We start from the raw sequence: 19,904 nt of genomic DNA, 5'->3' as shown, positions 1-19,904 counted from the left end.
TGTCTAAAACAAAGAAAAGATATCAGGTAAGTTAAAAAATTTATGGATATTCAAATTGCCAAGGTGATGACTATTTTTTGCCTTTTTTTTGTCACCGCAATCGCAGAAATTTTAGGTTGTTATTTTCCATATTTAATTTTAAATCACGGGAAATCACATTGGTTATGGCTTCCAACTGTCTTAAGCTTGGCTGTATTTGTGTGGTTACTGACATTGCATCCGGCAGCTTCGGGTCGAATTTACGCAGCCTATGGCGGAATTTATATTTTTACTGCTTTGTTGTGGCTGCGCTATGTTGATCAGGTGATTTTAACGCGTTGGGATATTTTGGGTGGATTGGTCGTGATATTGGGTGCGATGATTATCATTTTGCAACCGCAAGGTTTTATACGTTAGAGGGCTAACGTATCAATAATTAGACAAATTAAAACTGACACTCGGTGTTTTTAATTTTCATTTTATAACTCTTATCATCTGAACTGAGTTTAATGTTGACATGGTAAGGATTAATGCGTTGAAATTCGTGCTCAAAGAATAAATGACAATTTTGAATTAAATTCTGTTTAATCAGGTGTTTTACTTGTTTATCCCCAATATCTTCAGCAAACTGAGTAAAGTCTGGGGTCGTGATAATACCTTGAATATCAATATGATCTGCATATAAACGTAATTGCTCAATCACCGTATTTTGATCGACTTGATAGGGCATAGTGCGAGAATCTTCGTCACTCATCACATCTAAAATTTCATTCAGTGCTTTAGTGTTTTTAATTTTATAAGTTTGATCGAGAATTTTCTTTTTAAGCAAATACTGGTCAAGTTCTGTCGCTTTGGCTTGTGCGGTATTGATTAAAATTAAACTGCTTAGGCATAAAACGATTATTTTTAAAGACATGGTTATAATCACTTATAAAATTTATGGATTTATTATAGTCATTTGAGTATAAAAAAAGCACCCGAAGGTGCTTAATTTTTTTAAAATTTTTCTAATCAATTAGTCTTTCTTTAAATTTTCATTCAATAAAAATTCAACTAAAGCTTTTTGAGCATGCAAACGGTTTTCTGCTTCATCCCAAACCACTGCATTTTTATGGTCCAACATATTTTCAGAAATTTCTTCACCACGGTGAGCAGGCAAGCAGTGCATGAACAAGCAATCTGGATGCGCTAAATCCATGAGTTTTTCATTGACCTGAAAATCGGTAAATGCTTTTTCACGAATTTTTTGCTCTTCTTCTTGGCCCATACTGGCCCAAACGTCGGTCACGATCAAGTCGGCATTCACAGCAGCATCTTCAGCTGAATCAACAAGTTCTACACAATGTGCAAATTCAGACAAGAATCTTTCGTGTGGTTCATAGCCTTTAGGTGCGGCAATTTTTAATTTAAAGCCCCACATATGTGCTGCTTCAATATAAGAGTTACACATATTGTTGCCATCACCAATCCATGCAACTGTTTTGCCTTCAATAGAACCACGCTGTTCTAAATAAGTTTGCATGTCGGCAAGTAACTGGCAAGGGTGATGATCGTCAGTCAAAGCATTGATGATAGGGACTTTTGAATAAGAGGCAAAGCGTTCTACGATGTCATGACCAAAAGTACGGATCATAATAATATCAAGCATGCTTGAAATCACACGTGCAGAATCTTCAATCGGCTCGCCACGACCCAGTTGGGTATCGCGAGAAGAGAGGAAAATTGCACTGCCACCGAATTGACTCATACCTGCTTCGAACGAAACACGTGTGCGGGTACTCGATTTTTCAAAAATCATGCCCATAACTTTACCGACGAAAGGTTGGAACACCTCATTGCTATGTTGCTTGCGTTTAAGTTCAATCGCGCGCTGCAAAATTTGGTTAAGTTCTAAAGTCGATAAATCGCGTAAGGTCAGAAAGTGACGTAGAGCCATGGTTACTCCACAATAATTGCTGAATAGAAAACAAAACAACAATTAGTTGTTGGTTGGTTAAGTAAAAAGGGAATCGATTAATATACTATAAGCAGGTGAAATTGCAAAAAAACTAGACTTTTTGATGGCCTTCCAAGAAGCGATCAACACAATAATTGATGTATTTGATCGTTTCCTGATCATTTTCCTGAATTGGAATACCCATTAAAATGCGCCATTCTAAATTTCGTAAAATACCAAAATAGAATTGGGCAGAATAAATAGGGTGATCACATTTTAATAGACCATTGTTATGCGCCTTTTCTAAAGCACAAGCAATAGCATTTTGAATATGTTTTGGACCTTGTTCATGAATATATACAGCAAGCTCTGAATTATGTTGGGTGCGTTCTAGGACTAAACGCATAAATGCTGCATTTTCTGGTTGTAATAAATGATTATGAAAATTAAACAGCGTATTAATCAGATAAGATCTTAAATTATCTTTATCTTGTTCAAAGGGTAGACAAATATCTTTAAAAAATTGTTCACGGCGATAATCACAAATAGCCGTAAATAGGCCTTCTTTATTGCCAAAAAATTTATAAATGGATGCTTTGGAACCACCCGCATGCTGGACAATATCATCCAGAGACACAGCATCATATCCATGTTTAAGAAATAGCTCATTTGCGCTGAGTAAAAGCGCCAGACATCGTTCATGACCACGTTTTGTTTGTGGAGTATCACGAGCGAGGGGTTCTAGTTGAGCGAGTTCTTGCATATGGTCTATAACGTCAATAATCAAAGAAATGAAATCATTTGCAATGATAGCAAAAATATGTACACATTTTCTTAAAATAACAGTTTTGTCTTATTTGCTCACAATTATGAAGAATCGAAATAACACTATAGCTTTGGTGAATATTTGACTAAAGTTTTAGAGTATAAGTTCTAAATAGTCATAGATATGAAGGTGTTTATGGCTATACTCGAAATTCAATAAGTAAACTGAAAACTGTGGAAAGGAATATGACACAACAAATATCTGCAGGCTTAAGATTTAGACAAGCACTGGAAGTGGAAAAGCCATTACAAATTATTGGCACAGTCAACGCCTACGCAGCCATGATGGCGAAAGAGGTGGGTTATAAGGCCATTTATGTATCTGGTGCAGGTGTTGCCAATTATTCTTATGGTTTACCTGATTTGGGTATGACCAGTTTAGACAATGTTCTTGAAGATGTGCGTCGTATTACTGAACGGGTAGATACGCCATTGTTAGTGGATATTGATACCGGCTGGGGTGGGGCATTTAATATCGCCCGTACTGTTAAACAAATGATTGCTGCAGGAGCTGCCGCAGTTCATATTGAAGATCAGGTTGCGCAAAAACGTTGTGGTCACCGTCCAAATAAGGAAATCGTGACCCAACAGGAAATGGTCGATCGTATTAAAGCTGCTGTAGATGCAAAAACCGATCCGAACTTTGTGGTGATGGCGCGTACCGATGCCCTGCAGAAAGAAGGTTTGCAGGCGGTCATTGACCGTGCTTGTGCCTGTGTTGAAGCAGGGGCAGATGCTATTTTTGCTGAAGCAATGACTGATATCACCATGTATCGCACTGTGTGTGATGCTGTCGGTGTACCTGTTCTAGCCAACATTACCGAATTTGGTGATACACCTTATTACACCGTAGATGAATTGGGTGAACAAGGGATCAGCATGGTGCTTTATCCACTTTCTGCTACGCGTGCAATGCAAAAAGCAGCCTTGGAAGTGATGCGTTCTATTCGTGAAAATGGTACGCAAGTCAACGTATTAGATAGCATGCAACAACGTAAAGAACTTTACCAATTCCTTGATTATCATACCTTTGAAAACACCTTGGATAAATTGTTTAAATAAATAATTCAAAATGGAGAATTAAAAATGGCTGAAGGAAAAGTACTGACAGGCGCGGGATTGCGCGGACAAGTGGCAGGTAAAACAGCGTTATCTACTGTAGGTAAGAGCGGCGCAGGCTTAACCTATCGTGGTTATGATGTGCAAGACCTGGCCGAAAACTGCCAGTTTGAAGAAGTGGCTTATCTGATTTTCTTTGGTGAATTGCCAACCGCAGAACAGCTTGCAGCTTATAAAGCCAAATTGAAATCTTTACGTGCACTTCCACCAGCATTGAAAGAAGTATTGGAACGTATCCCTGCGGATTCGCATCCGATGGATGTGATGCGTACCGGTGTTTCTATGCTCGGTAATCTGGAAACAGAAAAATCTTTTGATGAACAGCAAGATATTGCAGACCGTATTTTAGCGACTTTGCCTGCAATCATTTGCTACTGGTATCGTTTTAGCCATGATGGCGTGCGTATTGAAGAAAATACCGATGATGATTCAATCGGTGCGCAATTCCTGCATTTACTTCGCGGTGAAAAACCAAATGAATTGCATGAGCAAGTGATGAATGTATCGCTGATTCTATATGCAGAGCATGAATTTAATGCTTCAACTTTTACTGCACGTGTCTGTGCTTCAACTTTGTCAGATATGCATTCATGTATTACGGGTGCAATTGGTTCATTACGTGGTCCATTGCACGGCGGTGCCAATGAAGCTGCGATGGAAATGATTGAAAACTGGACATCGCCTGATGAAGCAGAACGTGAAATGCTTGGCAAGCTTGAGCGTAAAGAAAAGATCATGGGCTTTGGTCATGCAATCTACAAAGATAATGACCCACGTAATGGTATCATCAAAATCTGGGCTGAGCGTTTAGCGAAAGATGTAGGTGATACAGTACTTTATCCAGTATCAGTACGCTGTGAAGAAGTAATGTGGCGTGAGAAAAAATTATTCTGTAATGCTGACTTCTTCCATGCGTCTGCATATCATTTTATGGATATTGCTACCAAACTGTTTACCCCAATCTTTGTGATGAGCCGGGTTACAGGTTGGGCCGCGCATGTGATGGAACAGCGTGCGGACAACCGTATTATTCGTCCAAGTGCGGATTATACCGGCCCAGAACTGCGTAAAGTGGTGCCTATTTCAGCTCGTACAGCTGCATAAATTTATTAAGTCCTAATAAAGCCTCTTCGGAGGCCTTATTTTTTTGTTCTTTATTTTTTAACTCTGAGTAAAACAGGATCTTCAATGGTATAGCCTGTTTCAAAAGGAATCCCTAAGTATTTAACCGCTACAACCATTGTATTATGTTGCGGAATTTTGAATGATTGAGAGACATTTAAGTTGGGTTTATAAGCTACGGCTTTCTGCTGCAGACTGCTTAATTGTGGAGTGGTGACTTTATAACGATACTGATATTCAGTGATTAAATCATCAAATCCGGAGTTTGCAGATTTTTGTACCCGTGTTTTCTTCACTATTTGAATTTTAGTCAAGGTCTTATTTACAGAAATTAAGGGAGTCAATCTTTTCTTAATTTTTAAAATGTCTTGATCAAACCGGGTACTGTCTTGATCATAATCAATCTTCTTGGTTTTAGGATTAATATAAAGTGAATTCACCTGGATGAGTTTTTCAGGCTGCTTGTTGTTTTTGAATTGATAATAGTAGAGTTGTGGCAAACGACCACGACCATCTTGATAGTGTTTCAGTAGATAGACTTTTTGGTCTTTGGCGTCATAACCCAGAAATTCCACATTGTGAGGTCCTCCCACAGTGGCAAAACTGGTGCATGGAAGCAGTATTAAACCGAATATAAAGGTTTTGAATTTTAACATAACTAAACTCCATCAATGAGTTTGATAATTTCAGTTGCAATATGCCGGGTTAAGGCGGAGAGCCTGTGTAAAGGCGTTCCATCAATAAAATAATGAAAGTTGTGTGTTTCATTTAAATATAAAATTGAGGTGAAAAATGTACCTTCAGGTTTTGTTTTTGTTACGCTACCCCAAGGTTTGAGTAGACCGGTACAGGCAACCACAATATCTGCTTGAGTAAATAACTTTTTCCCATGGATTGCCATGGCCTCTGTGACTTCAGCTGATTCTGCCGTGTACTGTTCAATAAATGCAGGGTTAATTTTGAGGAGATCGACCTTAATAGAAGGATCATAACTGACCAAACCACCCAATAAGATATCTGTACCACTATTTTTACAAATAGAAAATTGACTGGAAAGGTAGCCAGAGCTGGCACTTTCAATAAAAGCAATCTTTTACTGATGTTGTTCGAGTAGGTCGCAACATTTTTTTAACATTATTAAAATCCCTAAAAGTTATCTCTATTTTGACTTAAACCTCACTCAGCGCTCGGGTGGATGACAGTGAAGTAGGGAATATTAATTTTTAAATGTTCTAGTTGATTTTTTCATTTGAAAGGATAGCTTGATTTTTATTTTTAGCAGAATTAAATTTTTTAGATAAATTAAATTGGTACTTTGAGTTATCAAATATAGATTAATTATTTAATAAAAAACCCAGTGGAATGACTGGGTTTTTGCATTTTAAGCTAAAATTTAACTTAATTTTCGAGCGCAGGTGTTGCAGCAGCAATTGCGGCCGCGACAGCATCATCTTCAGACTGACTAGCTGAATTTGATTTTGATGGTGTTGCTTGAGCCGGTTTTTCTTCCGCTTTAGGCGCTTCAGCCTTTGGTGCCGCAGCTTTAGGCGTTTCTGCCTTTGGTGCTTCGGTAGCAGCCGGTTGAGTTACTTCACGACGAATGACTGTGGTTGTATTCTCAGTTTCTTGACGTTCGATTTCAACCTGTGCAGGAGTTTCAGTTTGTGTGTTTTCAGCTGAATCTAATGGCTGTAACTGAACAGGTTCATTTACTTGCTCAGTTGGTTGAGTGGTCTCAACTTTTTCTTGTTCATCTTCCTTCGGTGCTTCCTTTTTTACACACGCCGTTAATAATAGAGCTGCTGCAATAGCGCCACAAATCAAAAATTTTTTATTCATAATTGCACAAAACAAAGCGTTAATAGGATGTAACCATTATAACAGCAAATACCAAGATGAAAATCCTATAAAGTCCCTCTAATTTTTTATCGGAAATGCTGATAGAATAACCAATTGTTTATTGTTCTTTGAATTGATGCGGAATGACTTTGCTTTATAGGTACAGAGTAAAGTAAAATTGCGCAACATTGCAGGCCGATTTAGGCTCGATTGTACGAGAAACCCAATGACCCATTTTATTTTCGTGACTGGTGGTGTAGTTTCATCACTAGGTAAAGGTATTTCAGCTGCTTCAGTTGCTGCACTTTTAGAAGCCCGTGGTTTAAAAGTAACCATGGTCAAAATGGATCCATATATTAATGTCGATCCGGGGACAATGAGTCCTTTCCAACATGGTGAAGTTTTTGTCACAGAGGACGGTGCTGAAACTGACCTAGATTTGGGTTATTACGAACGTTTCTTGCGTCGTGCGAAAATGACCAAACTGAATAACTTCACTTCAGGACGTGTTTATCAAGACGTACTCAATAAAGAACGTCGTGGTGACTACCTTGGGGGTACTGTCCAGGTTATTCCACATATTACGGATAATATTAAAGAACGTGTTCTTCGCGCAGGTGAAGGCTATGACGTAGCAATCGTTGAAATTGGCGGTACAGTAGGTGACATTGAATCTCTCCCATTCATGGAATCTGTTCGTCAGTTAATGGTTGAGCTTGGTCATAACCGTACTATGCTGATGCATTTGACATTGTTGCCATATATTAAATCTGCTGCTGAACTTAAAACCAAACCAACGCAGCACTCTGTAAAAGAGCTTTTGTCGATTGGTATTCAGCCAGACATTTTGATCTGCCGTACAGAATATGATGTTGATGCAGACACGACACGTAAAATTGCCTTGTTCACTAACGTTCAGGCGCGTGCTGTGGTTGTTTGTAAAGATGCGCGTTCAATTTATCAAATTCCACGTACTTTCTATGAACAAAATGTTGATGATTTAATTTGTGAACGTTTTGGTTATAACGATCTTCCAGAAGCTGATCTTTCAGATTGGGATAATGTCGTCGAAGCATTGTTTAATCCTGAATATACAGTTCGTGTAGCGATGGTTGGTAAATACGTTGAACTTCCAGATGCTTATAAATCTGTAAATGAAGCACTTTTACATGCTGGGGTTAAAAACCGCGTTAAAGTCCAAATTGATTATGTCAATGCTGAAGAACTCGAAAGCCAGGACGTGAACGAAGTATTGAAAGATGCTGACGCGATTCTTGTGCCGGGTGGTTTCGGGGAACGCGGTACTGAAGGTAAAATGAATGCGATTCAATTTGCACGTGAAAACGGTGTTCCATTCTTGGGTATTTGCCTAGGTATGCAACTTGCAGTAATTGAATATGCACGTAATGTTGCCGGTATTACTGATGCAACATCTACTGAGTTTAATCGTTCAACTAAATCTCCATTGATTGGTTTAATTACTGAATGGTTAGATGAGCGTGGTGAAGTTCAACAACGTAGCGTTGAATCTGATCTTGGTGGAACGATGCGTTTGGGTGCCCAAAAATCAGAATTGGTTGAAGGTACTAAAACTCGTGAAGTGTATGGTAGCGCGGACATTATTGAACGTCACCGTCACCGTTACGAAATGAACAACCGTTATATTCCTGTGCTTGAAGAAAAGGGCATGAAAATTTCAGGTTATTCACCAGTACAACATTTGGTCGAAACTGTTGAAATTCCTCAACATCCTTGGTTTATTGCTGTACAATTCCATCCGGAATTTACAAGTTCTCCACGTGATGGACATCCATTATTTGCTAGCTTTATTGACGCTGCTAAAAAACAGTATCAAAAAACCAAATAATGTTGCTCTAGGAATACACTAGGAAAGTTTAAATAATGTCGCAATTAAAACCACAAGAAATTGTACGTTTAGGCGATATACAAATGGCAAACCACTTGCCATTTGTATTATTCGGCGGAATGAATGTACTTGAATCTAAAGACTTAGCTTTTGAAATTGCTGAAACTTATGTCGATATCTGTACACGTTTAGATATCCCATATGTATTTAAGGCAAGTTTCGATAAAGCCAATCGCTCTAGCTTGAACTCTTTTCGCGGCCCAGGTCTGGAAAAAGGTCTTGAGTGGTTAGCGGACATTAAAAAACATTTCAATGTACCTATTATTACCGATGTACATGAGCCTTACCAAGCTGCGCCTGTTGCTGAAGTTGCGGATATTATCCAACTTCCAGCTTTCCTGAGCCGTCAGACTGATCTTGTTGAAGCAATGGCAAAAACCGATGCCATCATCAACATCAAAAAAGCACAATTCCTTGCTCCACATGAAATGCGCCATATTTTGCATAAGTGTTTGGAAGCCGGGAACGACAAGCTGATTATTTGTGAACGCGGTTCAGCATTTGGTTACAACAATCTGGTTGTAGATATGCTTGGCTTCGACATCATGAAAGAAATGAATGTTCCTGTATTTTTTGATGTCACGCATGCGCTTCAAACTCCAGGCGGTCGTGCAGATTCAGCAGGCGGTCGTCGTGCGCAAATCACTACGCTGGCGCGTGCAGGTATGGCAACTGGTTTGGCAGGCTTATTCCTGGAAGCACATCCAGATCCAGAAAATGCAAAATGTGATGGTCCATGCGCACTTCGCATGTCGCAGCTTGAGCCGTTCTTGGCGCAATTAAAAGAATTGGATACCTTGGTTAAAGGTTTCAAAAAGTTAGACACACACTAAGATTATATCCCTTGAGCTGCCTTGAAAAGCAGCTCTTTTAATTAACTGAGGAATTGTTCATGAGCCAAATCGTTGACATTCGTGCACGTGAAATTTTGGACTCCCGTGGTAACCCAACCATCGAAGCAGACGTAATCTTAGCATCTGGCGTAGTTGGCCGTGCATGTGCACCATCTGGTGCTTCAACTGGTTCTCGTGAAGCTTTAGAACTTCGTGACGGTGATAAATCACGTTACTTGGGCAAAGGTGTTCGCACTGCTGTTAATAATGTAAATACATTAATTCGTGATGCTTTAGTTGGTAAATCAGTATTCGAACAAAAAGACATCGACAATACGATGATCGCCTTGGACGGTACTGAAAATAAAGAAAAACTAGGCGCAAACGCAACTTTAGCGGTGTCTTTGGCTGCTGCGCGTGCGGCTGCTGATGAAAAGAAAACTCCTCTTTTCCAATATATCGCAGATTTACGCGGTCAAACGATTTTAACAATGCCTGTACCAATGATGAACATCATCAATGGTGGTTCACATGCAGATAACAATGTTGATATTCAAGAGTTTATGATTGAGCCTGTTGGCTTCACTTCATTTGCTGAAGCGCTTCGTGCGGGTGCTGAAATCTTCCATTCTCTAAAATCAGTGTTAAACAAAAAAGGTTTAAATACTGCTGTTGGTGATGAAGGTGGTTTTGCACCGAACTTACGTTCTAACGAAGAAGCAATCACGGTTATTCTTGAAGCAATTGGTCAAACTGGTTACAAAGCTGGTTCTGACATCATGCTTGCACTTGATTGTGCATCTTCAGAATTCTACAAAGATGGTCAATACATTCTTGCAGGCGAAGGCAACAAAGCGTTCACCAGCAACCAGTTCTCTGACTATTTAGCTGGCCTTGTAAACCAATACCCAATTATCTCAATTGAAGATGGTTTGGACGAGTCGGATTGGGAAGGTTGGTCTTACCTGACTTCTATTCTTGGTGATAAAATCCAGTTGGTTGGTGATGACCTGTTCGTAACGAATCCTAAGATTTTACAACGTGGTATTAATGAGAAAGTCGGCAACTCGATCCTCATCAAATATAACCAAATCGGTACTTTGACTGAAACTCTAGATGCAATCTACCTTGCGAAAGCAAATGGTTACTCTACTGTGATTTCACACCGTTCAGGCGAAACCGAAGATTCAACCATTGCTGATCTTGCAGTTGGTACAGCAGCGGGTCAGATCAAGACCGGTTCACTTTGCCGTTCTGACCGTGTTGCGAAATATAACCAATTGCTTCGTATCGAAGAATTGACTAATGCCGCATATCGCGGTAAAGCTGAATTCAAAGGTTTGAACTAAGCGACTAATGCAATTTATGTTAAGTATATTTAACTCCACTGCGAGTAAAGTATTATTGGGCCTTGCGATCATTTTGATCGCGGGGTTTCAGTACTTATTCTGGTTTGGCGAAGGTGGTTACCATGACCATCAAAAATTAGCCCAAAAAATTCAACAACAAACAGAAATAAATACGGAATTAAAAGAACGCAATCGTGTGTTGGCTGCGGAAGTTTATGACTTAAAAAATGGTATTGAAGCCATTGAAGAGCATGCACGTTTAGATCTGGGCTTGATCAAGCCACGTGAAACTTTTGTGCAAATGAGTACGATTGGTACACACTATAAACCTATTTATATTGATCCAAATGCCAAAGTTGATGTAAGAACAAATGAAGACGGTTCGGGAGCTTCAACAGCAAATGCACCATAAAGTTTGGGCGGTTATTCCTGCTGCAGGTTCTGGCAGTCGTTTTTCTAAAACTGAACTTAAACAGTATCAAATGATTCAAGGTCAAACGGTATTACAACATACCGTGAGCCGTTTGAATGATTTGCCGCTGTCGGGATATGTGCTGGCGATCAGTGAAGATGACTCAGTTGCAAGAACATTAAATTTGACTCAGCCAGATAAAGCTCATTTTTGTCTGGGCGGGGCAGAACGGGTTAATTCTGTCCTGAATGCTTTGACTTATTTAAGCCAGATTGCTTCACCTGACGATTTGGTCTTTGTACATGATGCTGCACGTCCTTGCGTCAATTCAAATTGTTTGAATCGTTTAGTGAATACTGCCATACAGGAAAACTGTAGCGCAATTCTAGCTATTCCCGTCCGTGATACTTTAAAATTTGTTGAACAAGACCATAATATTGATAAAACCGTGAGCCGTGATTATTTATGGCAAGCACAGACTCCGCAAATTTCAAGACTCGGCATATTGAAGAGTGCGATTGAACAAGCATTGCAGAATGGGGTAAATATTACGGATGAAGCCAGCGCATTAGAATATGTAGGCGAAACCGTGAAAGTGGTACAGAGTCGATCAGATAATATTAAAATTACCTATGCTGATGATTTAGAATTGGCCAAATTGATTTTATCCTCGCAAAAATAAAATAAAAGATGGCTTCAGATGTATTATCTCTACAGCTTTAAATTTATACTCTGGCATCACCTTTAAACACTCAATATTTCAAATGATACCATCATCTCAGTATCGTTTTTTACGTCACTCTTTACGTGATGGTAGAAGCATAAAACATGATTCATCCAGATGGGCTAGATTACATTTAGATCCATGGCTACTTTGTTTTCTTTTATTGAACTCAATTCTGGGATTGATGGTGGTATATAGCGCAACTATGCAAGATAGCAGTATGGTGATCCGCCAAGCCACAAGTTTTGGCGTCGGCTTCATTATTATGTTTCTCTGTGCGCAAGTTCCTCCAAAAGTGTATCAGGCGGCAAGCCCGTATTTCTATATACTTGGCATGGTGCTGTTGGTACTGGTGCTGATTATTGGTGATACACGTTTAGGGGCGAAGCGATGGCTGACCATTCCAGGCATTGGCAGTATGCAGCCCAGTGAAATTATGAAATTTGCCATGCCATTAATGATGGCTTGGTTTTTTTCTCGTCGTGCTTTTCCACCCACCTTCATGCAGATTGCGATTGGACTGATGTTAATGATATTTCCTTTTGTGTTAGTGGCCTTACAACCTGACCTGAATATTGGACTCATTATTCCCGGTATTTTTGCCTTATTTCTTTGCGGGATGTCATGGCGTCTAATTCTAGGTGCATTGACGGCACTGGCGGTAGCAGCGCCTCTTATCTGGATGTTCCTGCTTCAGACCTATCAGAAAAAACGAGTATTGACTCTTTTTGATCCAGAGTCAGATGCATTGGGAGCAGGTTGGAATATTATCCAGTCGAAAATTGCCATCGGTTCGGGCGGTTTAACCGGGAAAGGATATTTGACCGGAACGCAGTCGCATCTGGGATACTTACCTGAGCACCATACTGATTTTATTATGTCAGCCTATGCTGAAGAATATGGTTTTATTGGGGTGTTTTTATTATTCAGTCTTTTTGCCGCCATTATTATTCGCTGCTTGATGATTGGCTTAAATAGCTTTCATAATTTTGGTCGTTTATTTGCCGGAACGATTGGATTGACGTTCTTCTTCTTCGTATTTTTAAACTCAGGAATGGCAAGCGGTATTTTACCTGTCACAGGAGATCCATTGCCGCTGATGAGTTATGGTGGTTCGGCGGTTATCTCCTTATTGGCGAGTATGGGTATTGTAATGTCGATTCATACCCATCGTTGAATATTTAAAAGCTGGATTGATTCCAGCTTTTTTATATCGTAAGTTTAGGGGTTAAAGAAAAATGGAACGTAAATTTAACTAATATTTTTCGTGATTCTGAAGCCATGTTGGATGAGTTAAATGCTGAACTTAACAATTCAATATTTTTGGATAGCGGATTGAGGCTTGATTTAGCATATGAATGCTGTGATTTATCAATTGCACATGGCGTAGCTATTTTACAATTATTAAAAACAAACCAAGATATATCTGCCCTCGCATTATTTCGAATTCAGTTTGAATCTGTTGTAAGAGCTTATTGGTTGTTGATGGTTGCCTCTAATTTGGAAATTCAGAAATTTGAAATCCAGAGTGCGGATGAATTACTCCAAAATGTCAAACTTCCTACAGCTGCAGGAATGATTGCTGAATTAGAAAACGTTGCTGAAATAAATCATATTGTTGAAATGTTTAAAGAATTCAAGTTTTATTCACTTAAATATTTACACTCGATTGTGCATTCGGGCAGAAACTCACTTCTTCAAAAAAGAATAGGTTTAGCTGATAGTCAGCGTTTAGTGATTGTGAAGCAGGTGAATGGCTTTATTATGATGGCAGCTCAAATTTTATTAAGGCATGCTGATAAAGAAAAATATATTCATCATATTAATGAAAAATTTAGAAGCTGTTTTCAAATGCAATGTGATATTACCGCAGAATAAAAAGCTGAAATTGATCGTAAATATAACAAAGCCCTCGATTGAGGGCTTTTTTACTTCGATATTATATTAGGTGAGGAACCAGGTGTAATAACCCCAGATCATTAACGGCCATGCAATATATGGGCTAAACAGCCATTTCCACAGCCAGAACTTCGGCAGAAATCCTACTCCGTAAATAAATCCACCTGAAATCCCGATCATGATCATCATCAATGCACTATGGTTGTAGTGACCATTGGCATCTAGCATGAGGGCAGGGTGAATCAATAGCACTGTAGCAAGCGGCAATGCCATCAAAAATGAAATGGCCATTACGAACTTATTTGGCTTGCTTTCTTCTGCTGTCATTGCGATTTCTGTCATGGTTTATTCCTCATCTAAGTCTTGATGATGTTCGATATAAAGGGCACTTAATACGCCTGCAAAGCACGCCATTAAAATCCCGAGAATCCAAGCAAAATACCACATATTGAATAACTCCTAGTTTTCTAACACAGCCTTAGTAGAGGCTGTGTGAATTTTCTTGAACGTGTTTGTTGGTAATAACGCCCCACATTTTGTAATAACACCAAGTGGTGTAGCACAAAATAATTGGAACAAAAATGCAGGCCGCAACTGTCATTACAGTTAGTGTATTTTTACTTGATACTGCATCCCACATCGTCAAGCTTGCAACAGGATTGATGCTTGAAGGCATAAGGAATGGAAACAATGCAAAACCGGCAGTTAAAATTGCACCAATCACCATGAACGATGTGCCCAGGAAGCTTAACCCCGCTTTTGCTTTCGCAGCAGATGCAATCACAATCAGGCTACCCAAGATTGCCATTACAGGTGCAATCATGGTGATTGGATAAGTTGAATAGTTATTCATCCAGCCATGGTTGGCATTGGTAATGACTTCTTTGGCAAATGGATTTGCTACACCATTGGTATCAAATGGCTGCGCTAGGCTATAACCTTCAATACTACCGAAGTATAACCACGCACCTGCACCCAAGAAGCAAACCAGGAATATAACACCCATCAATTGAGTTGCTTTCGCAGAACGTGCATGTAAGTCGCCATCTGTACGAAGCATTAACCAGGCCCCGCCATGCGCGCACAGCATAGATAGGCTGACCAGACCGCAAACAATCGCGAACGGATTAAGCAGTGCAAAGAAGCTACCGGTATAAGTTGAACGTACTGTTTCATCTAAGGTGAATGGTACACCTAAGAACATATTACCGAAGGCAACACCGAACACTAATGCAGGAACTGCACCCCCAACAGCTAAACCCCAGTCCCAAGACGTACGCCATTTTTTGTTCTCAAGTTTAGAACGATAGTCAAAGCCTACAGGTCTGAGGAATAAAGCGAAAAGTACAAGCAGGAGCGCCCAGTACATGCCGGAGAATGCTGTGGCATAAACCATAGGCCATGCAGCAAATAGTGCACCACCAGCAGTAATGAACCAGACCTGGTTACCGTCCCAGTGTGGGGCAATGGTATTGATTGCCGCACGACGTTCGTCATCGTTTTTGCCCACGAATGGCATAATTGCCATGGAACCCATATCGAAGCCATCGGTGAGGGCAAAGCCAATCAGCAGTACACCCACCAGAACCCACCAAATGATTTTGAGTAATTCATATTCGATCATGATTGAGCCTCCGCAGCAGCGTGGTTTTGAGCATCAGCTTTTTCAAAATGGTATTTACCAGTATGTAAAGAACTTGGACCTAAGCGAGCAAATTTGATCATCAAGTACATCTCGATAATCAGAAGTACTGTATAGAACGCTGCAAGCGCTAAGATTGAACCCCAAATATCACCAGTGCTTAAGCTTGAAGCAGAAAGATGTGTAGGTAAAACCTCACCAATGGTCCACGGTTGACGTCCACCTTCAGCCACATACCAGCCAGTCTGTGTAGCGATCCAAGGCAATGGAAGTCCGTAAAGTGCAAATTTAAGCAGCCACGGTTTGTTTTCTGCATTGCGTTTAGCCACTGCATAAGTTGCCAGGATAAACAGAAGCAGCATCAAGAAACCAGAAGCAACCATGGCACGGAACGAGAAGAACAGGGCAGTTACGTTAGGAATAGTATCCTTGGTTGCTGCCTTGATTTGCTCTTCAGAGGCATCCACTACATTTGGTGTGTATTTTTTAAGAAGCAAGCCATAACCCAGGTCTTTCTGATTTTCTTGGAAAGACGCCATAAGTGCTGGAGAGCGATCGCCTGCACGAAGTTTTTCAAGTTCGGCATACGCATTCATACCATTGCGGATACGAAGCTCATGTTGAACCATCAAGTCTTTCAAACCAGTCACTTCTTTATCAAGGGAACGCGTCGCAATAATACCCATCACATATGGAATGCGAATAGCGTAGTCAGTGCGTTGTTCTTCCTGATTTGGAATACCAAACAATGTAAATGGAGCGGGAGCTGGGTGAGTTTCCCATTCTGCTTCAATTGCAGCTAATTTGGTTTTTTGTACATCACCCAGCTCATAACCTGATTCATCGCCCAGTAAAATAACCGATAATGTAGAGGCTAAACCAAAGATTGCAGCAATCGCGAAAGAACGGCGTGCAAAGGGCAGATCACGTTTTTTGAGCAAGTAATAGCTGGAAATTGCCAGAACGAAAACTGCACCAGTCACATAACCTGAAGATACAGTGTGGACAAATTTAACCTGAGCCACCGGGTTGAAAATCAGCGCGCCGAAATCCACCAACTCCATCCGCATGGTTTCAAAGTTAAACGCTGCACCGACAGGGTTTTGCATCCAGCCATTGGCAACTAAAATCCACAGTGCCGACATGTTGGAACCGAGTGCAACCAGCCAGGTCACGCCTAAATGCTGAGCTTTGGAAAGTCGATCCCAGCCGAAGAAGAAAAGACCAATAAAGGTCGATTCCAAGAAAAATGCCATTAATCCTTCAATAGCCAGTGGCGCACCGAAAATGTCACCGACATAATGCGAATAGTACGCCCAGTTTGTACCAAACTGGAACTCCATGGTTAAGCCTGTAGTTACCCCTAAGGCAAAATTAATACCAAAAAGTTTTCCCCAGAATTTGGTCATGTCTTTATAAATTTCCTTACCGGAAATCACATAAGTGGTTTCCATAATGGCAAGAATAAAAGCCAGCCCAAGAGTAAGAGGTACAAATATAAAGTGATACAACGCGGTCATTGCAAATTGGAACCGCGAAAGATCGACCACGCTTTCAGAAATCATCAACGTGTCTCCTTGATTTGGGAAGGACTGCCGGCAATACGCTCGGCAACTTGAGAGTCAAAATTTTTGGGAATAGTGGGCGCGTCGAACCAGATATTTTTAATCAGCAGCAAAAGAGCAATCTTAATTATTAATATGATTGTAATCTCTCTAACTAATCTTTGATTAAAATCTTTGGGTATTAAGCTCATGCAAATAAGCCTATTTTTAAAATATAATTATATTATTAAACAAAAAGTAACTAAAAATAAATAGAATAAACACTTAAAATAAAAATATATTATTTATATTAATTAAAACAATAAGTTAATAATATGGTTTATTAAAAAATAAACTAATATTTGACTATTTTAAAGTTGACTAAAACACTTAGTATTAATATTTTTAATCCCGACTAAAATACTCATATATTATATTTAAAGTTGACTAAAACAGTTGTATTTTTATATTTTAAAGTTGACTAAAATACTTTGTTTTATCGCGGGATAATATTTATTAAATGAGATTGGGTTGTATTTTAATTAAAATTTGAGTATTTAAAAAAATAGAATAAGGCGGTGTGAAAGTTAAAGAGACTCTTTATAAAAACTGTCCTGAATATTGAGTTCAGATAAAAAAAGACCGCCCTTAGGCAGTCTCATATTAACTGTTGTGAACTTAGAATTTAATTTCCATACCTAAGCCGTAAACATTTTCATCAGCATTTGGAATTGCTGCAGCAGCTCCAACGTTTGTGCGCTTATTGTCCCACTCGCGTTGTACTGCATTCGCAAATAATTTGGTTTGGCTGTTTAGTTTGTAATCTGCACCAATACCCCATTGTTTTGCCGAAGTATCGCCAGTCCCTGTAGCTACAGTCCAGTCAGTGTCAGCTTTTTGATATTGAGCTTTAAAAGACCAAGGGGTATTTGCAAGCTTATACGTTGCCGAAACTAACCAAGCTTTTTCTTCTACATTCTTGTAGGTTTCAGTACCTAAGTAATCAGAGATTTCTGCAGTTTGCCACATTGCACCTAAATATAAACCAGTCGCACCAATTTTACCTAGGTCGAAAGAGCCACCAATACGGATTGCATCAGCAGGAGCATTTGAGATGCCGACAGCAGCAAAGTCACCTATGGATTTGAAGTTTCCTGCAATAACACCTTCAAAGCCTAAATCTTTATTGGCATATGAAAGTGAAGTAGAAAGTCCATCACCAACGCTATCACGAGCACCATCTGTATAGTTTACAGTATCACTGGTGGACTCACCTTGTTGCGCTTGAAGAGCGAAAACTAATCCACCCATCAGTTTTGGATCGGTTTCAATGCCAATAACATTTTCTACACGCTCTTCGCCGTACATCATTTCTTTAATGTCAGCGTGTGCATAGTCATTAAATACATCACGATAGCCGCCAGCAGCGTCTTTAAATGGGGTATCCATAATACCTGCTTTTAAAGTACCGATATCAGCCCATTTTAAACCGGCGAAAATATTACGTTTTTTAAATACATCATCTCCACCATCGACATCAATTTCCCATTCTGCTTGGTAAACAGCAGCGAGTTTATCAGTCAGTTTCTCTTCACCCTTAACACCAATACGGGAAGCATTTGAGTTAAGTTCTATTTTGTCATCTTTTCCATCATCATAACTGTCAACACTAACATTCACTTTACCGTACAAAGTTGGTGCCGCTTGTGCTGCACTCGTCCCCATAGCCGCTACTACAGCAGCGAGAAGCAATTTTTTCATTGAGATTTCTCCAAAACACGGTTCTAAATGGCATTTGCCTTACTTAACACTTCTTTTTAGTTTGCTTGAGTACAAAAAGTTACAGAAGCTCACCAACTTGCTATGCAGTATCTGTAATCTTTGTGACAAAAAAGTGAATGATAAATGACAGTTTGATGACGTATTTAAGTTGATCTTTAAACTAAATATTTGTTTTTTATTCTGTATTTATAAAAAAAATGGAGCCAAGGCTCCATTTTTTTGAATTCATTTTAAATCAAAGCGCAGCTTTAATTCTTTCAGCCAATGCGTGGATTTTTTCTTGATCACCCATATGTAAAGCATGTTTCCCTAATTCATGAACCGAGCTTGGAATAAGGTGGAAATGTACATGTGGAACAGTTTGACCTGCGGAGGCACCTGAAAGTTGCATCAGTACAATACCTTTGACCTCAAGGGCTCTTTCCATCGCTTGTGCAACCTTTTGCACAATTTGAATAGTATAAGCTGCCGCTTCAGGAGGAAGGTCAAGCAATGTGATCGCTGGTGTTTTAGGAATCACCAATGTATGACCTTCAGCTTGTGGCATGATGTCCATAAAGGCGAGGACTTGATCATCTTCATACACTTTAATTGCAGGAATTTCGTTGCGGATAATTCGTGCAAAAATATTTTGATCATCGTAAAGCATGGCTAATCCTTGAAAGTGATTGGGTACTGTAATTATTTACAGTTCAATTCTTTCTGACGATCTTTAATGGCGTCAAGTCGTTGTTGCTCTTTATCTGAAAATTTTGGTTTAGTTGTATAGCAATTATCATTGCCAAACTTCGCCTTGGCGTCAGGGTCTTTGAAGCAAAAACCTTTAGATGCATAAATGACATCATGGTCATTCTTTAATTTTTGACATTCTTGCTCTGGCGTAGCTGCAAAAGCATTAGCCCCAATAAAAGTTGCAACACTGGCAAAAATTGCAATACTTAACTTAGTCATGAGAGTTTCCTCTGTAAGAAC

The 19,904-nt window shown here is 39.6% G+C and carries 24 protein-coding genes; 10 read left to right on the top strand and 14 right to left on the bottom strand.

All coding sequences use genetic code 11. The features are described from left to right. The first annotated feature begins 42 nt into the window (after positions 1–42). A complete protein-coding gene (locus E0H89_RS03055; protein WP_131214372.1) occupies positions 43–396 on the top strand; it encodes a YnfA family protein in 354 nt (117 codons plus the stop codon). A 28-nt stretch (positions 397–424) separates the two neighbouring features. Here the strand turns inward: E0H89_RS03055 and E0H89_RS03050 are convergent, their stop codons facing one another. From E0H89_RS03050 to E0H89_RS03040, 3 genes are all read right to left on the bottom strand, one after another. Further along, positions 425–895, bottom strand: a complete 471-nt coding sequence (locus E0H89_RS03050; protein ID WP_131214371.1) for a hypothetical protein — start codon at positions 893–895, stop codon at positions 425–427. A gap of 99 nt (positions 896–994) precedes the next feature. Next, a complete protein-coding gene (gene argF / locus E0H89_RS03045; RefSeq protein ID WP_131214370.1) occupies positions 995–1,915 on the bottom strand; it encodes an ornithine carbamoyltransferase in 921 nt (306 codons plus the stop codon). A 112-nt stretch (positions 1,916–2,027) separates the two neighbouring features. Beyond that, positions 2,028–2,678 (bottom strand): TetR/AcrR family transcriptional regulator, encoded by a 651-nt coding sequence (locus E0H89_RS03040; RefSeq protein ID WP_131214663.1) that lies wholly within the window; start codon positions 2,676–2,678, stop codon positions 2,028–2,030. Positions 2,679–2,926: 248 nt separating this feature from the next. Here E0H89_RS03040 and prpB point away from each other — a divergent pair, with 248 nt between their 5' ends. Then, complete coding sequence (gene prpB / locus E0H89_RS03035) at positions 2,927–3,802, top strand: methylisocitrate lyase (RefSeq protein ID WP_131214369.1); 876 nt, start codon at positions 2,927–2,929, stop codon at positions 3,800–3,802. A gap of 24 nt (positions 3,803–3,826) precedes the next feature. Continuing rightward, the gene (gene prpC, locus E0H89_RS03030) at positions 3,827–4,963 is read left to right on the top strand and encodes a bifunctional 2-methylcitrate synthase/citrate synthase (protein WP_131214368.1); all 1,137 of its coding nucleotides are present in this window, start codon (positions 3,827–3,829) and stop codon (positions 4,961–4,963) included. A 50-nt stretch (positions 4,964–5,013) separates the two neighbouring features. On the opposite strand, the gene E0H89_RS03025 is transcribed toward prpC, so the two are convergent. The 3 genes from E0H89_RS03025 to E0H89_RS03015 form a co-directional block, all read right to left on the bottom strand. Next, positions 5,014–5,637: an aminotransferase gene (locus tag E0H89_RS03025; RefSeq protein WP_131214367.1), complete on the bottom strand. Its 624-nt coding sequence runs from the start codon at positions 5,635–5,637 to the stop codon at positions 5,014–5,016. 2 nt (positions 5,638–5,639) lie between these two features. Then, positions 5,640–6,071 (bottom strand): CinA family protein, encoded by a 432-nt coding sequence (locus tag E0H89_RS03020; RefSeq protein ID WP_250697829.1) that lies wholly within the window; start codon positions 6,069–6,071, stop codon positions 5,640–5,642. 308 nt (positions 6,072–6,379) lie between these two features. Continuing rightward, positions 6,380–6,820: an internalin gene (locus tag E0H89_RS03015; RefSeq protein WP_131214366.1), complete on the bottom strand. Its 441-nt coding sequence runs from the start codon at positions 6,818–6,820 to the stop codon at positions 6,380–6,382. A gap of 226 nt (positions 6,821–7,046) precedes the next feature. Between E0H89_RS03015 and pyrG the strand changes: the two genes are divergently transcribed. The 7 genes from pyrG to E0H89_RS02980 all read left to right on the top strand — a co-directional run bounded on the left by pyrG (position 7,047) and on the right by E0H89_RS02980 (position 13,943). Continuing rightward, entirely contained in the window at positions 7,047–8,687 is a 1,641-nt protein-coding gene (gene pyrG, locus E0H89_RS03010; protein WP_131214365.1) for a CTP synthase, read from the top strand. A 35-nt stretch (positions 8,688–8,722) separates the two neighbouring features. Then, positions 8,723–9,580, top strand: a complete 858-nt coding sequence (kdsA, locus tag E0H89_RS03005) for a 3-deoxy-8-phosphooctulonate synthase (RefSeq protein WP_131214364.1) — start codon at positions 8,723–8,725, stop codon at positions 9,578–9,580. Positions 9,581–9,639: 59 nt separating this feature from the next. Continuing rightward, complete coding sequence (gene eno / locus E0H89_RS03000; protein ID WP_131214363.1) at positions 9,640–10,929, top strand: phosphopyruvate hydratase; 1,290 nt, start codon at positions 9,640–9,642, stop codon at positions 10,927–10,929. A gap of 16 nt (positions 10,930–10,945) precedes the next feature. Continuing rightward, positions 10,946–11,341, top strand: coding sequence for a septum formation initiator family protein (locus E0H89_RS02995; RefSeq protein ID WP_131214661.1), 396 nt, complete (start codon positions 10,946–10,948; stop codon positions 11,339–11,341). Beyond that, on the top strand, positions 11,301–12,023 hold the full coding sequence (gene ispD, locus E0H89_RS02990; protein ID WP_131214362.1) for a 2-C-methyl-D-erythritol 4-phosphate cytidylyltransferase: 723 nt from the start codon (positions 11,301–11,303) through the stop codon (positions 12,021–12,023). Before E0H89_RS02995 ends, ispD begins: the two co-directional genes overlap by 41 nt. An 82-nt stretch (positions 12,024–12,105) precedes the next feature. Beyond that, entirely contained in the window at positions 12,106–13,242 is a 1,137-nt protein-coding gene (gene rodA, locus E0H89_RS02985; RefSeq protein ID WP_131214361.1) for a rod shape-determining protein RodA, read from the top strand. Between the two features lie 104 nt (positions 13,243–13,346). Then, the gene (locus E0H89_RS02980; protein WP_131214360.1) at positions 13,347–13,943 is read left to right on the top strand and encodes a DUF6988 family protein; all 597 of its coding nucleotides are present in this window, start codon (positions 13,347–13,349) and stop codon (positions 13,941–13,943) included. A gap of 66 nt (positions 13,944–14,009) precedes the next feature. Here E0H89_RS02980 and E0H89_RS02975 read toward each other — a convergent pair whose 3' ends face one another. The 8 genes from E0H89_RS02975 to E0H89_RS02940 all read right to left on the bottom strand — a co-directional run bounded on the left by E0H89_RS02975 (position 14,010) and on the right by E0H89_RS02940 (position 19,883). Next, complete coding sequence (locus E0H89_RS02975) at positions 14,010–14,306, bottom strand: cyd operon YbgE family protein (RefSeq protein ID WP_131214359.1); 297 nt, start codon at positions 14,304–14,306, stop codon at positions 14,010–14,012. A gap of 3 nt (positions 14,307–14,309) precedes the next feature. Next, positions 14,310–14,411, bottom strand: coding sequence for a cytochrome bd-I oxidase subunit CydX (gene cydX, locus E0H89_RS02970; RefSeq protein WP_002120988.1), 102 nt, complete (start codon positions 14,409–14,411; stop codon positions 14,310–14,312). A gap of 31 nt (positions 14,412–14,442) precedes the next feature. Further along, positions 14,443–15,588, bottom strand: coding sequence for a cytochrome d ubiquinol oxidase subunit II (cydB, locus tag E0H89_RS02965; RefSeq protein ID WP_131214358.1), 1,146 nt, complete (start codon positions 15,586–15,588; stop codon positions 14,443–14,445). Further along, the gene (locus E0H89_RS02960) at positions 15,585–17,171 is read right to left on the bottom strand and encodes a cytochrome ubiquinol oxidase subunit I (RefSeq protein ID WP_131214357.1); all 1,587 of its coding nucleotides are present in this window, start codon (positions 17,169–17,171) and stop codon (positions 15,585–15,587) included. Before E0H89_RS02960 ends, cydB begins: the two co-directional genes overlap by 4 nt. Continuing rightward, a complete protein-coding gene (gene cydP / locus E0H89_RS02955; RefSeq protein ID WP_131214356.1) occupies positions 17,171–17,362 on the bottom strand; it encodes a cytochrome oxidase putative small subunit CydP in 192 nt (63 codons plus the stop codon). The genes E0H89_RS02960 and cydP overlap by 1 nt, the downstream gene beginning before the upstream one ends. 466 nt (positions 17,363–17,828) lie before the next feature. Further along, positions 17,829–18,911, bottom strand: coding sequence for a porin (locus E0H89_RS02950; protein WP_131214355.1), 1,083 nt, complete (start codon positions 18,909–18,911; stop codon positions 17,829–17,831). Positions 18,912–19,167: 256 nt separating this feature from the next. Further along, positions 19,168–19,581: an HIT family protein gene (locus tag E0H89_RS02945; RefSeq protein WP_131214354.1), complete on the bottom strand. Its 414-nt coding sequence runs from the start codon at positions 19,579–19,581 to the stop codon at positions 19,168–19,170. 32 nt (positions 19,582–19,613) lie between these two features. Beyond that, complete coding sequence (locus E0H89_RS02940) at positions 19,614–19,883, bottom strand: YARHG domain-containing protein (protein ID WP_131214353.1); 270 nt, start codon at positions 19,881–19,883, stop codon at positions 19,614–19,616. Positions 19,884–19,904 lie beyond the last annotated feature (21 nt).

This window comes from Acinetobacter sp. ANC 3781 (assembly GCF_004331285.1).
Classification (GTDB): domain Bacteria; phylum Pseudomonadota; class Gammaproteobacteria; order Pseudomonadales; family Moraxellaceae; genus Acinetobacter.
Note: the sequence above shows the minus strand (reverse complement) of the source record. Positions and strands in the feature narration are given on the sequence as shown.

Excerpts from the sequence above, each read along its gene's own strand:
- pyrG (WP_131214365.1), top strand. The coding sequence starts at position 7,047 with ATGACCCATTTTATTTTCGTGACTGGTGGTGTAGTTTCATCACTAGGT.
- E0H89_RS03015 (WP_131214366.1), bottom strand. The coding sequence starts at position 6,820 with ATGAATAAAAAATTTTTGATTTGTGGCGCTATTGCAGCAGCTCTATTA.
- cydX (WP_002120988.1), bottom strand. The coding sequence starts at position 14,411 with ATGTGGTATTTTGCTTGGATTCTCGGGATTTTAATGGCGTGCTTTGCA.
- E0H89_RS02945 (WP_131214354.1), bottom strand. The coding sequence starts at position 19,581 with ATGCTTTACGATGATCAAAATATTTTTGCACGAATTATCCGCAACGAA.
- E0H89_RS03025 (WP_131214367.1), bottom strand. The coding sequence starts at position 5,637 with ATGTTAAAATTCAAAACCTTTATATTCGGTTTAATACTGCTTCCATGC.
- E0H89_RS03055 (WP_131214372.1), top strand. The coding sequence starts at position 43 with ATGGATATTCAAATTGCCAAGGTGATGACTATTTTTTGCCTTTTTTTT.
- cydB (WP_131214358.1), bottom strand. The coding sequence starts at position 15,588 with ATGATCGAATATGAATTACTCAAAATCATTTGGTGGGTTCTGGTGGGT.
- rodA (WP_131214361.1), top strand. The coding sequence starts at position 12,106 with ATGATACCATCATCTCAGTATCGTTTTTTACGTCACTCTTTACGTGAT.
- argF (WP_131214370.1), bottom strand. The coding sequence starts at position 1,915 with ATGGCTCTACGTCACTTTCTGACCTTACGCGATTTATCGACTTTAGAA.
- kdsA (WP_131214364.1), top strand. The coding sequence starts at position 8,723 with ATGTCGCAATTAAAACCACAAGAAATTGTACGTTTAGGCGATATACAA.
- ispD (WP_131214362.1), top strand. The coding sequence starts at position 11,301 with ATGAAGACGGTTCGGGAGCTTCAACAGCAAATGCACCATAAAGTTTGG.
- E0H89_RS03050 (WP_131214371.1), bottom strand. The coding sequence starts at position 895 with ATGTCTTTAAAAATAATCGTTTTATGCCTAAGCAGTTTAATTTTAATC.
- E0H89_RS02950 (WP_131214355.1), bottom strand. The coding sequence starts at position 18,911 with ATGAAAAAATTGCTTCTCGCTGCTGTAGTAGCGGCTATGGGGACGAGT.
- E0H89_RS02940 (WP_131214353.1), bottom strand. The coding sequence starts at position 19,883 with ATGACTAAGTTAAGTATTGCAATTTTTGCCAGTGTTGCAACTTTTATT.
- E0H89_RS02975 (WP_131214359.1), bottom strand. The coding sequence starts at position 14,306 with ATGACAGAAATCGCAATGACAGCAGAAGAAAGCAAGCCAAATAAGTTC.
- cydP (WP_131214356.1), bottom strand. The coding sequence starts at position 17,362 with ATGAGCTTAATACCCAAAGATTTTAATCAAAGATTAGTTAGAGAGATT.
- eno (WP_131214363.1), top strand. The coding sequence starts at position 9,640 with ATGAGCCAAATCGTTGACATTCGTGCACGTGAAATTTTGGACTCCCGT.
- prpB (WP_131214369.1), top strand. The coding sequence starts at position 2,927 with ATGACACAACAAATATCTGCAGGCTTAAGATTTAGACAAGCACTGGAA.
- prpC (WP_131214368.1), top strand. The coding sequence starts at position 3,827 with ATGGCTGAAGGAAAAGTACTGACAGGCGCGGGATTGCGCGGACAAGTG.
- E0H89_RS02980 (WP_131214360.1), top strand. The coding sequence starts at position 13,347 with ATGTTGGATGAGTTAAATGCTGAACTTAACAATTCAATATTTTTGGAT.
- E0H89_RS02995 (WP_131214661.1), top strand. The coding sequence starts at position 10,946 with ATGTTAAGTATATTTAACTCCACTGCGAGTAAAGTATTATTGGGCCTT.
- E0H89_RS03040 (WP_131214663.1), bottom strand. The coding sequence starts at position 2,678 with ATGCAAGAACTCGCTCAACTAGAACCCCTCGCTCGTGATACTCCACAA.
- E0H89_RS02960 (WP_131214357.1), bottom strand. The coding sequence starts at position 17,171 with ATGATTTCTGAAAGCGTGGTCGATCTTTCGCGGTTCCAATTTGCAATG.